The sequence below is a fragment of the Paraburkholderia flava genome, assembly GCF_004359985.1.
Taxonomy (GTDB): Bacteria; Pseudomonadota; Gammaproteobacteria; order Burkholderiales; family Burkholderiaceae; genus Paraburkholderia; species Paraburkholderia flava.
This window is the reverse complement of the sequence record NZ_SMRO01000003.1, coordinates 328,722-342,237: the sequence shown is the minus strand read 5'-3', so window position 1 is coordinate 342,237 and position 13,516 is coordinate 328,722. Positions and strand designations below refer to the sequence as shown.

Annotated in this window: 12 protein-coding genes; 5 read left to right on the top strand and 7 right to left on the bottom strand. The window is 59.6% G+C overall.

The window, feature by feature from the left end; all coding sequences use genetic code 11:
• The first annotated feature begins 23 nt into the window (after window positions 1-23).
• Window positions 24-416, top strand: a complete 393-nt coding sequence (locus tag E1748_RS23970) for a DUF779 domain-containing protein (RefSeq protein WP_133649761.1) — start codon at window positions 24-26, stop codon at window positions 414-416.
• 7 nt (window positions 417-423) lie between these two features.
• On the opposite strand, the gene eutC is transcribed toward E1748_RS23970, so the two are convergent.
• From eutC to eat, 3 genes are read right to left on the bottom strand one after another with little or no spacing between them, the layout of a single operon-like run.
• A complete protein-coding gene (eutC, locus tag E1748_RS23965) occupies window positions 424-1,218 on the bottom strand; it encodes an ethanolamine ammonia-lyase subunit EutC (RefSeq protein ID WP_133649760.1) in 795 nt (264 codons plus the stop codon).
• Window positions 1,215-2,612: an ethanolamine ammonia-lyase subunit EutB gene (locus E1748_RS23960; RefSeq protein ID WP_133649759.1), complete on the bottom strand. Its 1,398-nt coding sequence runs from the start codon at window positions 2,610-2,612 to the stop codon at window positions 1,215-1,217. The genes eutC and E1748_RS23960 overlap by 4 nt, the downstream gene beginning before the upstream one ends.
• Window positions 2,613-2,660: 48 nt before the next feature.
• Window positions 2,661-4,064, bottom strand: coding sequence for an ethanolamine permease (gene eat / locus E1748_RS23955; protein ID WP_133649758.1), 1,404 nt, complete (start codon window positions 4,062-4,064; stop codon window positions 2,661-2,663).
• Between the two features lie 262 nt (window positions 4,065-4,326).
• Between eat and E1748_RS23950 the strand changes: the two genes are divergently transcribed.
• Window positions 4,327-4,521, top strand: coding sequence for a hypothetical protein (locus E1748_RS23950; protein ID WP_133649757.1), 195 nt, complete (start codon window positions 4,327-4,329; stop codon window positions 4,519-4,521).
• 159 nt (window positions 4,522-4,680) lie between these two features.
• On the opposite strand, the gene E1748_RS23945 is transcribed toward E1748_RS23950, so the two are convergent.
• On the bottom strand, window positions 4,681-5,337 hold the full coding sequence (locus E1748_RS23945; RefSeq protein ID WP_240766777.1) for an MFS transporter: 657 nt from the start codon (window positions 5,335-5,337) through the stop codon (window positions 4,681-4,683).
• A 295-nt stretch (window positions 5,338-5,632) separates the two neighbouring features.
• Between E1748_RS23945 and E1748_RS23940 the strand changes: the two genes are divergently transcribed.
• Window positions 5,633-6,919 carry a hypothetical protein gene (locus E1748_RS23940; RefSeq protein WP_133649756.1) on the top strand — a complete coding sequence of 429 codons (1,287 nt, stop codon included), beginning with the start codon at window positions 5,633-5,635 and terminating at the stop codon, window positions 6,917-6,919.
• Between the two features lie 165 nt (window positions 6,920-7,084).
• Here E1748_RS23940 and tssF read toward each other — a convergent pair whose 3' ends face one another.
• From tssF to E1748_RS23925, 3 genes are all read right to left on the bottom strand, one after another.
• Complete coding sequence (gene tssF, locus E1748_RS23935) at window positions 7,085-8,914, bottom strand: type VI secretion system baseplate subunit TssF (RefSeq protein ID WP_133649755.1); 1,830 nt, start codon at window positions 8,912-8,914, stop codon at window positions 7,085-7,087.
• A 12-nt stretch (window positions 8,915-8,926) separates the two neighbouring features.
• On the bottom strand, window positions 8,927-9,418 hold the full coding sequence (locus E1748_RS31835; RefSeq protein WP_240766776.1) for a hypothetical protein: 492 nt from the start codon (window positions 9,416-9,418) through the stop codon (window positions 8,927-8,929).
• A 119-nt stretch (window positions 9,419-9,537) separates the two neighbouring features.
• A complete protein-coding gene (locus E1748_RS23925; RefSeq protein WP_133650503.1) occupies window positions 9,538-10,677 on the bottom strand; it encodes a hypothetical protein in 1,140 nt (379 codons plus the stop codon).
• Window positions 10,678-11,027: 350 nt separating this feature from the next.
• On the opposite strand from E1748_RS23925, the gene E1748_RS23920 reads away from it, so the two are divergent.
• Complete coding sequence (locus E1748_RS23920; protein WP_133649754.1) at window positions 11,028-12,935, top strand: type VI secretion system Vgr family protein; 1,908 nt, start codon at window positions 11,028-11,030, stop codon at window positions 12,933-12,935.
• Between the two features lie 95 nt (window positions 12,936-13,030).
• On the top strand, window positions 13,031-13,471 hold the full coding sequence (locus tag E1748_RS23915; protein WP_133649753.1) for a DUF1795 domain-containing protein: 441 nt from the start codon (window positions 13,031-13,033) through the stop codon (window positions 13,469-13,471).
• Window positions 13,472-13,516: the final 45 nt, after the last annotated feature.

Sequence of the window (13,516 nt, the reverse complement as noted above, 5' to 3'; positions counted from 1 at the left end):
ATTTTCAAACGAGGCAATGCCAGATGACAGAACAGGAAGTGGCACGCGTCATCGCGACGCCGGCGGCCGTCGCATTGATCCAGCAGCTCGGCGCGGAGCATGGGGCGATGATCTTTCATCAGTCGGGCGGATGCTGCGACGGCAGTGCGCCGATGTGCTTTCCGGCGAACGAGTTCATCGTGGGCTCGTCGGATGTGCGGCTCGGCGCGATTGCGGGCGTGCCGTTCTATATGAGCGAATCGCAGTTCGAGTACTGGCAGCATACGCAGCTGATCATCGATGCGGTGCCGGGCAACGGCGGCATGTTTTCGCTGGAACGGCCGACAGGGTTGCGTTTCCTCACGCGCTCCCGCTTGTTTGAAGACGCGGAGAATGCGTGGCTCGACGCGCATCCGGTCGAGCGCGTGTCTTCCTGAAGCCCGCCTACGAGGTCGAGCGATTCGTACCGATCGCAGCAACAGGCGGCGACGCTTCGAGCAATGCGTCGCTGTCGTCTTTCAACCCGACACCTGTCAGTCCGAGCCGTCGCGCGTGCGTGAGCAGATAGTGCAGCTTGTGCGCGGCCGCATCGTACGTGAGACCTTCGGGACGCACGTTCGAGATGCAGTTACGCTGCGCGTCGCTGCATCCGACTTTCGGCGCGTACGTCAGATAGATGCCGAGACTGTCCGGCGAGCTGAGACCAGGCCGCTCGCCGATCAACATCACGACCAGCCGCGCACCGAGCAGTTCACCGATCTCGTCGCCGAGCGCGACGCGCGCCTGCCGGGCGACGACGACGGGGCCGATCTTCCAGTCCGCTGCGAGCCGCAAGCACACCGCCTGCAACAGCGGCACCGACTGCTTCGCAGCGGCGAACGCAGATAGCCCATCGGCGATGACGAATACGACCTCGGGCTCCTCGTTGCTTATCTGCGCAAGCGCATCGCGGCTCTCGTCCGACAGCCGACGCCCAAGATCCGGACGACGCAGATAATGCTGGCGATCGGGCGCCGCGCTGTGTACATCGAGCGTCGCGTGACCGTTCGCGCGCAATTGCGCGTGCAGCGCGTCGGCGTCGAGCGGATGATGCACGGCATCGCGTGCCTGCGCGTGCGACAGATTGAATGCGAGCAGCGGTGCAGTCGGCAGACTGTTGCCCGCGCGGCCGAGCGCGATGCGCGCGTTCGTGAACCGGCGCAGCGCGTCCCACGCGTTCTTTTCAACGGGATCGTTCATTCGATGCCCATCCATTCGCGTGCGCCTTCGAGCAGCGGCTGACGCGCCGCCGATGCGTGCAGCAGCACGCCGCGCGCGTCGGCGATCTGCATCGACTCCAGCCATTCCTCGAATTCCGGTGCGCGTCGCAGCCCGAGCACGTCGCGCACGTACAGCGCATCGTGGAACGACGTGCTTTGATAGTTCAGCATCACATCGTCGGCGCCCGGGATGCCCATGATGAAATTGATGCCCGCGACGCCGAGCAGCGTCAGCAGGTTGTCCATGTCGTCCTGATCCGCTTCCGCGTGGTTCGTGTAGCAGATGTCGCAGCCCATCGGCACGCCGAGCAGCTTGCCGCAGAAGTGGTCCTCGAGACCCGCGCGCGTGATCTGCTTGCCGTCGTACAGATACTCCGGCCCGATGAAACCGACCACCGTGTTGACGAGAAACGGATTGAACTGCCGCGCGACCGCATACGCGCGCACCTCGCAGGTCTGCTGATCGACGCCGTGATGCGCGTTCGCCGACAGCGCGCTGCCCTGTCCGGTTTCGAAGTACATCAGGTTGTCGCCGACCGTGCCGCGCTTCAGCGACAGACCCGCTTCATACGCTTCCTGCAGCAGCGCGAGTGAAATGCCGAAACCCGCGTTCGCTTTCTCCGTGCCCGCGATCGACTGGAACACCAGATCGACGGGCGCGCCTTTTTCGATGGCGCTGATCGTGTTGGTGACGTGCGTGAGCACGCACGACTGCGTCGGCACCTGATAGCGCTGGCGGAAGTCGTCGATCATCCGCAGCAAAACCGTGATCGCAGAGAGACTGTCCGTGGCCGGGTTGATGCCGATCATCGCGTCGCCGCAACCGTACATCAGACCGTCGAGCATCGAGGCGGCGATGCCCTTCACGTCGTCGGTCGGATGATTTGGCTGCAGACGCACTGACATGTGCCCCGGCAGCCCCACCGTGTTGCGAAAACGCGTGACGACCGGCCGCTTGCGCGCCGCCGTTATCAGATCCTGATTGCGCATCAGCTTCGACACAGCCGCGACCATCTCCGGCGTGAGGCCCGCGGTGATGCGCACGAGCGCGGCCGTATCGGTCGAATCGGCGAGCAGCCAGTTGCGGAAATCGCCGACCGTGAGATGCGTGATCTCAGCGAATGCGTCGGACGAATGCGTATCGATGACGAGCCGCGTGACCTCGTCGCTTTCGTACGGAATCAGCGCCTCGTTGAGGAACGCGCGCAACGGCACCTGCGCGAGCGCCATTTTTGCGGCGACACGCTCCTCCTCACTGGCCGCTGCGATACCGGCGAGCTGATCGCCGGAGCGCAGCGGGCTCGCTTTTGCGAGCAGCGTCTTCAGGTCGGCGAACCGGTACGTGCGGCTGCCGATGGTCTCGGTGAAGCTCATTGTGCGTCCCTCCATCGCTGCGGGTCGTCAGAACGTGACCCGCCAGCGTCATTCTTCGAGCAGCATGTCCGCCGGTGCGCTCTCGCGCTGATGGCGCGTCAGCAGGAAATAGACATAGCCGAGCGCGAGGAAGATCGCGAACACACCGGCCACCAGCAGATTGAAGTAGATCATCGCCGCCATCGAGATCAGCGCCGCGACCAGCGCGAACGCCGGAAAAATCGGGAACAGCGGCGCGCGGAACGGACGCTCCATCTGCGGCTCGGAGCGGCGCAGCTTGAACAGCGCGAGCATGCTGATCACGTACATCAAGATAGCGCCAAATACCGACATCGTCACGATATTCGCCGTCAGCGTCTGGCCGCCGAACTGGATCAACTCGTCGCTGTAGATCGCCGCGATGCCGATCACGCCGCCCGCGAGAATCGCGCGATGCGGCGTCTTGAAGCGCGGGTGCACCTTCGCGAGCCATTCGGGCAGATAGCCCGCGCGCGCCAGCGCGAAAATCTGCCGCGAGTAGCCGAGGATGATCCCGTGAAACGACGCGACCAGCCCGAACAGCCCGAGCCACACCAGCATGTGCATCCAGCCGCTGTTTTCGCCGACGATGTATTTCATCGCTTGCGGCAGCGGATCGTTGATGTTCGCGAGCTTGGTCCAGTCGCCCGCGCCGCCCGCGAACACCATCACGCCGATCGCGAGCGCGACGAGCGTGAGGATGCCCGTCACGTAGGCGATGGGAATCGAGCGCTTCGGGTTTTTCGCTTCTTCGGCGGCCATCGCGACGCCTTCGATCGCGAGGAAGAACCAGATCGCGAAGGGGATCGCCGCGAACATGCCGTGGAAGGAGCCGAGACTGAACTGGTCGGAGCCGGACCAGCCGCCTTTTGTGAAGTGCGCCCACTGGAAGCCTGGGGACACGACGCCCATGAACACCAGCAGCTCGAAGATCGCGAGTAGCGTCACGCAGAGTTCGAAGGCTGCGGCTACCTGCACGCCGACGATGTTGAGGGCCATGAATACGAGGTATGCGCCCATTGCTGCGTGCTTCGGTTCCAAACCCGGGAATTGCACGTGCAGGTATGCGCCGATCGCGAGTGCAATTGCGGGTGGGGCGAAGACGAATTCGACTAGCGTTGCTGCGCCTGCTAGAAAGCCGCCCGTCGGGCCGAATGCGTGGCGTGCGTAGGCGAACGGGCCGCCTGCGTGCGGGATCGAGGTTGTGAGTTCGGTGAAGCTGAAGATGAACGTCGTGTACATCGCGGCGATGAAGACCGCTGTGACGACGAAGCCTAATGTGCCTGCTGTGGCCCAGCCGTAGCTCCAGCCGAAGTATTCGCCCGAGATGACCAGGCCTACTGCTATGCCCCAGAGTTGCCAGGTGCCCAGGGTCTGTTTTAGTTCGTGATGGGTTACTTTGCCGATGTGGTGGGTTTTGGATTCCTGGGTCATCGGGGGCTCCCTTTTGGGCTGGTTACCTTTGCCGGTTGGGCCGCGGGCTTTGGCTGGTTATCGGCTAGCGGTTAGCGAAGCGGGCGGGGTTTGGGCGATGGTAGGGGGCCGAAAAGGAGGGGCGTTATCGAAAATTGGCAAAAAAAGAGAAGCGGGCGCGAATGCCCAGCACGCGGAATCGGAATGCAAGACGAAGCGACGAGCGACGGCTCTTCGCCCCATCAACAAATAGATCGCGACAGCCCCCACGAATACACCGAAAATGACCCGCGAGGCGGTCGCGGTTGCGGCCTGCAAAAACTGGAGAAATACGATGGCGAAGGGTCAACTGCGCAGCAACAAAGAGGCGAAGAAGCCGAAGCAATCCAAGAAGCCGACGCCTCCTGTGGGAGGCATCTCGCGGACGGCGACGTTGTTGAAGACTCCCGCATCCAGCGAGCCGGCCAAGAAAAAGTAACGCGTGGTCTGTCTGTTGACGCGGATTGCGGTCCGCGTTGCATCTCTCTCCCAAGCTCATCCGCAAGAAAACGCACGGCTCCCCTGATGCGGCGAGCCGTCGACTGACATTCGCTCCCGGAATTTGCCCAGCCCGTTTTGGACAGAACGGAGAAAAGTCTTACGCCGTTGGTTCGTCCGCACCGTTTGCCAGAGTCAATCGATGCCCAACGTCGGCACTCGGCATCAACGCGGGACCCACCAGCGTCCACAGCAGCGCGACGCCGATCAGATCGGTGAAACCAAGCGCGACAAAGAACGGTGTATAGCCGACCGTCGCGACCAGCGCGCCGATCAGCAGCGTGAACCCGAGATTGCCGATGCCGGCCAGCAGCGCCGCGAGACCCGTCACGGTCGCCACTTCGCGGCGAGGGAACAGATCGGCGGACATCGAGATAACCGCGATCGACAATGTCTGATGCGCGAAGCCGCCGAGACATAGCAGCGCGACCGCCGTGTACGGATCCTTCACGTAGCCGACTCCGGCCATCGCCGTCATCAGCAGCGCACCGAGCGTAAAGGCGGCCCGCTTGCCGTTGATGATCGACACGTTGAAGCGCTTGTTCAGATAGAGCGAGATCGTGCCGCCCATCATGCTGCCGACGTCGGCGGCGAGGAACGGCAACCATGCCGTCATCGCGATCGTCTTCAGGTCGAAACCGCGCGCCTGATGAAGGTAGAGCGGCATCCAGAACACGAGCGTCCCCCACACCGGATCGGCGAAGAAACGCGGCAACGCGATGCCCCAGAAATTGCGCTGACGGAAGATCTCCTTCACACGCGGGCACGTTGCTGCGTCTTGAAGCGGGTAGGCCGCTTCGAGACGCAGCAACGCTCTAACGCAGCCCAAGTGCGCAGCAATAGCTGAGGCCCGCAAATACTATCTATCCATCGTTATTTCACCCGAGTCGTACTTCCAAACAATTTTTGTCGTTGTTCCGAAAAACTCTGATGTGTCAACCGATTGCTCTATTGTCTACACAGGCGAGCCACGGGTGTTTCCCGCCGCTATGTCGAAAGGAAAGCGCCGGGTTATTCTTTCAGACAGAACAAAACATCCGAGAGATAGAAGAATGCAACAGGACGATAAAAACCCGGTCGACACTGATGCATCATCGCCAACGGAGACGACGCAACCGACGGTCTCACGCTACCGCAACCCAGTCGCCGCGACATTGTTGTTTTTGTCGGGGATTGGTCTCTGGGGCTCGGCTGCCGCTGGTGGGATAGCAATATTTTTCGGCGGCAGCGGCTTTGCTGCGATTAACCAACTAGCCACTGTGTTCATGTTCGCGGCGCCTGCCGCCGCAGGAGGTGTCGTTCTGCTAGCGCTCTACGCTGTGATCCAGCAACCGTGGCACGCTGGTCGCGGGTCGATCGCGTTTGCCTTGCAGGTCCCGTTTGCGCTTCTCGTACTGCTCGGAATAGGTGCCTTCGAACTCGATGCGCGTCGGAGTGCGGCCCGACAGGTGCGCGGCACCCAGCACGAGGCCCGCATAGCGGCCGACGAGGACGTCATGAAGCGAGCCATCGCGAATGACGATGCAACAAGTTTTTCGCCCGCTTACGCCGACTGTGGCGAAAGCTGTCGTGACCCGTGGATGCATCGGGCGATCCTTGCGAACGCTCCCCGCATACTCGCGGTGACGCTGAAAGGCGTCACCCGTGAAACCTACTCACAGATCGACAAATACTACGTTCCTATGATTTGCAAGGATGGTGTGCTGTACCAATCCTCAAATTCATTGGCCCGATTCGTGGGGTTCAGGAACAGTCCGGCCGTCACTGCGTTGTTTGCTCCGCTGTGGGGACCGGAAGACCGCGATCACGCGTTTCTGGGTGCCACCATGGGCGGTTCGACCAAACTGATGGACACGCTGGTCAAACAGGGCGTCAATCCCCGCGCGCTGCACGTCGACGTGGCCGGCGATGATGCGTATGCCAGCGCAGCCGCGGGTGCGGCGGCGGGGTCGGTCCGGTGGCTCGTGGAAGCCGGTGTCAAGGTACAAACGGCTGACTCGGTCAGGAATATGTGGCGTAGCCTCGCCGAATGGGCGGACTATGCTCCGCCGGAACTCGCGGCAAAGGGTGCAGAGGAGTGGCTTGCCGAAAGCAGTCGGATCCCCTTCGCGCCAGATGCAAAGTTAGACGCTGTGGAAGAACTGAAGACCGTAGTGCAATTTGAAAGTCCGGTGCTGGTGGCGGCGATGCTTCAGCATGGCTACCGGACAGAGGATCTGGATGCGGACTATCAGGAGAGACTCAAGAACGCGTCGCCGCCGGATGAGTTGGCCACGCAGAATGATCGGAAATTGTATTGTGACACGCGTGATTGGAAATTCGCGCGGGGTAAGAGTTAGAAACGCGCGTCCCGGTATGAACAGTGGAACGCCACAAGCCGGTGCTGACTGCATCGTCGCACGCAGAAGGAATGCCGGTGGTGCCGGCCATAATGTAGACATCGACCTGCCAACCACCCGCGTCAGCGGTTTAGTGCAACTCCCGTGATCGCAAGCAATCCTCTTTCAGACAACCTGTGTCGTCCCGAGGCGGGCCGGACAGCGCCACAATTCCTTGTCTGAATCCCTTCCGCGAACAGTCAGCTGAATGTATCCACTCGCCGGAGCATAGGGAGCGTAGAAACGGTCCATGACACTAGCAAACGTATGCAGGCTGCAAGCGTTAAAAGCCGATTCATCGATCGTCAGCGCTATCTCGATGCCGCGTACAAACGATGGCATCGGAGGGATGGACATCCATTGCATCACGCGCTTGTGATCGAGGTTGGTGATGGCCTCAATCTGAGGCGTTGCTCGCGATGCTTCCGGGACATGTTGACGCAGCAGTTTTTTTAGTGCCGGGAGACCGGCCGGCTGCAGCAGGATCGCATGGGGGCTCAGCGCTGAAATCAGATTCCAGAGATCGCCACGGTCGCGTATCCGGTGACGGCTGGGCGACGGGCTCCGCAGCATCGAAATGCGTCCGGCAAGGTTTTCGTTCTCGTTCAGCAAGTCACCATCGGCGCTTCCAGCGGGAAGAGTTTGAGGATAATTGCCATTGGTACAAGTCACTTCAACCACGAGCTGATTGGTATTTGGTCGAATCGTGTTCCCGACAATGTCGATCAAGGTAAGGATCGTCTTATGGCTCGGTGTAGCGCCGAATGGCTGTTCGCGATGCGCAACCCAATAGAAACCAGGCTCGAATGGTGAATGCCCATGCTTCAGCCCATGATACGGAGGGATCGGAACCTTGCCTTCCCTGTTCGGCGTCGTTTCTCGGGTCATCCGCACCGACTCCACTGAATGGACTTCGATTCCCGGCATCTTCAGTGCCTGCGGCGTCACTGGATAGGCACCAGGACCATCTTTGATGGTGATTGGCGTTGCATCCAGACCGAACAGGTTAACCACTGGCGTACAGAAGAGCCGTAGATTACCCGTCACCAGTTCTTCGAGCGCGCGGTATGCGGAGCTTTCCATCGGCAGATCGACCACGGGAAGATGAAGTGTGATCTGCCGGCATGGACCGGCCGCGCGCGCCAAACGCCCGAAGTCGATATCGAGAAAATCGAACTTGGCCGGGAAAGCAAAGTACTCTGCCATGAACCGAAAGGCAGAGGGAGCGCCCACGAGCTTGTCAAGGAGCGTGTCCCGATCATCGAATCCGACTGCTCCGATGGGAACACGCGAAAGTGCTTTCCATCGGCCGCTGCGCTCAACATCGACAAAGGCCACGGGCGTGCGCATCAGTAACGCATCGGTGAGCGCGGCCGTTGATGGAGGGTTGCTGTCGACATGAACACGCAGCGTCGGTGGCACCACTGACCTGAACGCGTCGCCGTCGGTAAGAGACGCAAATGTGATCGACAGGATGCCTGTAACGTTTGCGGGCAGTGGGGCCGTAGATGGTATCGTCGTGGCCTTAGCAAATCGCACGTCGGTGATGGAGATCGGCGCGAGAACAACATCGTAGGCGGTGCGGAACCGGCAGGCACCGACACGACTCTCCAGTTCCGTTCCGCGCGCGATCTCCACCGCTTGCGTCAGCTGGCTGAACGCGTTGCCGATGTCGAACTCTGCCACCGTACATGACGGGAAAGCGCGCAGATATTCAGGGTAGATGGTTTCGAGAAGTGCTTCGGCGAACTCAGGGTAGTCGTCGTCGAGCTTTTCACTGATACGCGCTCCAAGCAGCGCAGATGACTGCAGCAGCCGCTCGACATTCGGATCATCCGTCTGGCCGCCTGACATTGAGAGACGCGCAGCAATCTTCGGATGACGGGGCGCAAACTGGCCCAATGAATCACGAAGAAACGCGAGCTCGCGCTCGTAATAGGGAAGAAGATTGTCCATCTACGCCTGTGATCAGCGTGGTGTTCGGTTGATCCACGGCGGTTCCCATTCGTGCGGTAACGAGGCTGGATCGAGCCAGCGAACCTGTTTGAGTGCGCGGTAGATGATGATGAAGGAGGGCAGCTTGACGATCGCGAAGACAAACATCATAAAGGCTTGCCCATCGTCGATCGGCGTGGGTCCCGCATCCAGGTAAAAGGCAAGCGCGAGTATGGGCAGATAGCACGCCATCGCGCCGTAGGACAGCCGGCGAAACCACTGCACGGCCCAGAGTTTGCCCTTACCGAGGCCGATCGAAACAGTCAGAATGATGACAGAGAGTGCGATCCAGCCTGGCAAAATCAACGAAGGTTGACTCGTTCCCGTTAGCGAGGCAGTGGCGAAAAGGATTTCGACGAAGGTGAAGCCCACCCCAAGAAAGAACGCCCCTCCAGCTATCGCCGCCTGCTTTGGTGCCCCGGGTGGACGATTGCCTGGTCGTTCGGTGGTTGTTAGCTCTGCCATGGATTCAACTCTCACGTGTTGCCTTAATCGACGCTTTTCATTCGTGCCTTCGCCCCAGGTGTCATCACGCCCGGCTCCTGACTATTCGCGCAGATTGTCGATCGTATGTTCGAAGTCCGTCAATGCGCGGCTCCGGGATTATGGCTGACGCCAACGCGAAGCTGCACGATCGGCGCGGGCGCGCCCGGAAGGGGAGTCAATGGCCGGTTCGGCGCGAGAAGGTGGGCGGGATGCTCGGGATCCTGTCGCGAGTTGCTTCCTAGGTGCTGCTGCATCCAGTCTACGCCGTGCCTAATTGCCTCTGGCGGATCGATACCATACACGCCGGTGCCGTATATCGTGGCGATGTAGCCGGGCGCTTCGATTGTTCGCAACATGAGCAGTTCGCGGCGGGCAGCCATCAGTTTCTCCTGTGCTTCGCGAACGTTCTTCGCAAATCCGCTCGCCTGTTCCTGCATCTGCTGGACTTGCCCCAGAACCTGCACCCTGTTGGGGTTGTCCTGCGAGGCTTTGCTGAGTGCCTCCATGGCGGTCCGTTGTGCGCTCAATCGGTTAGCTGCCTGTGCTGCTTCTTGCGAAAGATCGCCGACTTCACGCGCGGCTTTGGGCAGTGAGGCGAACGTCCGGGGACCGCTGGCGACCAGGTCCGGTAGTACAAGGATCGGGCCCACAGTTTCAGCTAGCTTGTAGTGCCACGAACTCTCGAGTTGCTTCTTTCGGACCTCGTCTCCCTTGAGCTCGTAATGAAGCATGCTGCCGTCCTCCGCAAGTAACACGAGCGACGCAGCACCGGCTATCGCCCCTAGCACAGGGAGGACCGCGATGCCGCCCGCAATCAGCGCCACAACACAAATGGCGCCTGTCACTACGCCGATCGTATCGCCAGCGACGGCAGCGGTATCAAACCCCGTTTTGTGTCTTTCAATGAAATCACGCGCTTTCGAGAAAGTTTGACTCAACCCGGGGCCGCCTGGCGGCGCTCCACCTGCCCGGCTCCTTGCCAGCTGATCAATGCTTTGTGTGTTAGCCGAGCTGGGCCGATCGGCGGGCATGAAGGGAGGGCGGGATACGGCAACCACCAGGTCGACTGCTCGGCCCTTTGCATCAGGCATTGCCGTTTTCAACCGGGAGGCGCCGATGCCATCAAAAAATATCACCCCCGCCTGCGGGCCGAGCACCCTCCCGGCGAAGCTGGACAGATGGAACTCCGCCTCCGGTCGGTGACAGTAAGGCTCCCACGATGCGGGTGACGTTGACATGATATTGACGTGGATGAAGGAAAAGGGAAGCGGCAGGCCAACCCTGCCGTTACGCGATTCGCCGCCATGCAGCAACCGCCAATATAATCTGCCGCCTCGGGTAAAGCGAGTTTCACGCGTTATCTGGGTGAGGACGACATCTTTTACGCATTGATGAGATAAGGATTGACTGGCAACAATTACCTCTCTTTCATGACGAAAGAAATTTCGCGAAACTATTACCTTCACGATATTGAAACAGGCTCTCAAGGGTCGTCAAATTTCGCGAAAACTGGGCGCCGTACTCTGATAATGAGTTATATTTTCGACCTGCTATTTCCGTTAATAGCGGAGAGTATCCGGGGGTGACAATGCAATTATCCGATATTGCGGGTTTCATGAACCTGCAAAACAGCCGTCTACTGAGCATCAAGACCCCCCTTTCGGGGCAGTCCGAATTAGTCCTCACAGATTTCCAGTGCAGCGAAGGGTTATGCTCCCTCTTCGACATCCGGTTGGGGCTGGCTTCGCGCGACGAGACAATCGAGCTGAAGCAGTTGATTGGACAGCCAGTTACGGTTTCGCTGCAGTTGACGGCCGCGCTGGGTAGCGATTCGGCGCGCTACTTCAACGGCTATGTAACCCAGTTCGGTCACTCTGGCACGGACGGCGGTCTTGCGACGTACACCGCGACGGTCCAGCCCTGGGTCTGGATGCTATCGCGTCGTTTCGACTCCCGTATTTTTCAGGACAAGAGCGCGCAGGATATTCTCAGCGAGGTTTTCTCGCAGTACTCAAAACTGGCGTCTTTCGAGTTCCGCCTATCGCGCACCCTGAAGGCATATAGCTACTGCACGCAGTATCGCGAGACCGATCTGAATTTTGTATCCCGCCTGATGGAGCAGGAAGGCCTGATTTTCTATTTTGAGCATACGAAGGACGCTCACAAGCTGATTGTCACCGACGATTCCACCCACGCGAAGCCAATCGATGGACAGGCATCGCTACGTTACTCGGCCAACGGCGAAAATCTGGATGACGAGGGTATCGTCTCGCAGTTCGCTTCTCATCGGGTGCTCACTTCCAGCACTGTGAGCATGAAGACCTTCGATTACAAGGTACCTGGGGCGCGGCGCTACGTATCGGGAGACACCAAGACGAACCAGGGCGATGTGGCACCCTACGAAGTCTACGATTACGTCGGGCTTCATGGCTTCGATTCAACCGACCGTGGCGAAGAACTGGCGCGTTTCAGGCTCGAAGCGCTGGCTGCGGGTAGCAAGGCGTTCTCGGGATCGTCCAACAGTCGCGAGCTGACTCCCGGTCGCTACTTCGAACTCACTGATCATTACGATCCCGGTAGCGGTAGTCAGGAAGACAATCAGTATCTCCTGACCGCGGTACGCCACCACGGCATGAACAACTACCAGCAGTCGACCAAAGGCTCGGCGTCCTATTCGGCGAGCTTCCAGTGTATCCGCAAGAAAATCCCGTTCCGCCCGCCGCTCACCTGCCCGCGTCCTGTCATTCCAGGCACACAAACTGCCATCGTGGTCGGCCCGAAGGGCGAGGAGATCTACACTGACTCCCTCGGGCGGGTGAAAGTGCAGTTTCACTGGGACAGACTCGGTCAACGCAATCAGACCAGCTCGTGCTGGGTGCGGGTCGGTCAGGCATGGGCGGGTGGGGGATTCGGCGGGGTCCAGGTCCCACGGATCGGGGACGAGGTGGTCATATCATTTCTTGATGGCGACCCTGATCGCCCCCTAATTATTGGTCGCGTCTATAACGCCCAGAATATGCCTCCGTGGAAGCTGCCGGATAACGCGACGCAAAGCGGGATCCTTTCACGCTCGACCAAGGGGAGTGCCGGCAACGCAAATGCGATCCGGTTCGAAGACAAGCAGGGGCAGGAAGAGTTGTGGTTGCAGGCCGAACGGGATATGCGCACGGAAGTCGAGCACGACGAATTCCACACAGTACTGAACGATCGAACCAAGACTATCAAGCACAACGAAACGGTCACGATCGGCGGTGCGCAAGACCAGACGATCAAGGGGACGCAAACGCAGACCATCGGCGGCAACACTACCCTGACGACGACTGGATTGGGTGGTACCCCCGGCGATATCCAGATCGAATCCAGCAAGGGAAAGATACACATCAAGGCGCTGACAGAAATCATCATTGAGGTCGGGTCGAGCGTGATTTATCTGAAGGCGGACGGCACGATCAAGGTTAGTGGGCCAACCCATATCAACCTTAATCCTGATAGCTAACCGCCGCCTGGCTGACATTCGCTGCGATGAAGGCAAGCTGCCTTTTCATCGCTCATTTTCACTGCGACGCGCAAGACACCAAAGCAGGATAAAACATGCGTTACTCGTTGAATGAAGGGTACCTGGAGTTGCCGGGGCAATGGCTGGATAGGAGCGTCAACGCGCTGCTTCCCGCGCTGGCTGAAGTGACTGGCAGCAACCTCGTGTTGACGCGGGATGAACTGCCCTACGGGACGGAATTTTCTGATTATCTCAAGGTGCAGCAGGCGAAGTACAAGAGGGAATTGAGCGATCTGCAGATGCAGCGGGAAGAGATGGGTACGCTTGATGGAAGAGCGTGTCTGTTTCTCGAATTCACCTGGAACAATGATGGGCTGACGATCCATCAACTCGCCACTATTGTTCTGGAATCGCCACTGGTTCTCACGTTCACCTTTACCAGTCCGGGGCAACTTCCCTCCCAGGTCCGTCAGGACGTAGGCACTGCACTCGCTGGATTCAGGTTCCATCCGAAGGTGCCGGACACGGCGCAATAACATTGCGTATCAAATGTTTCTCTTCAGATTTCTGGCAACGGATCC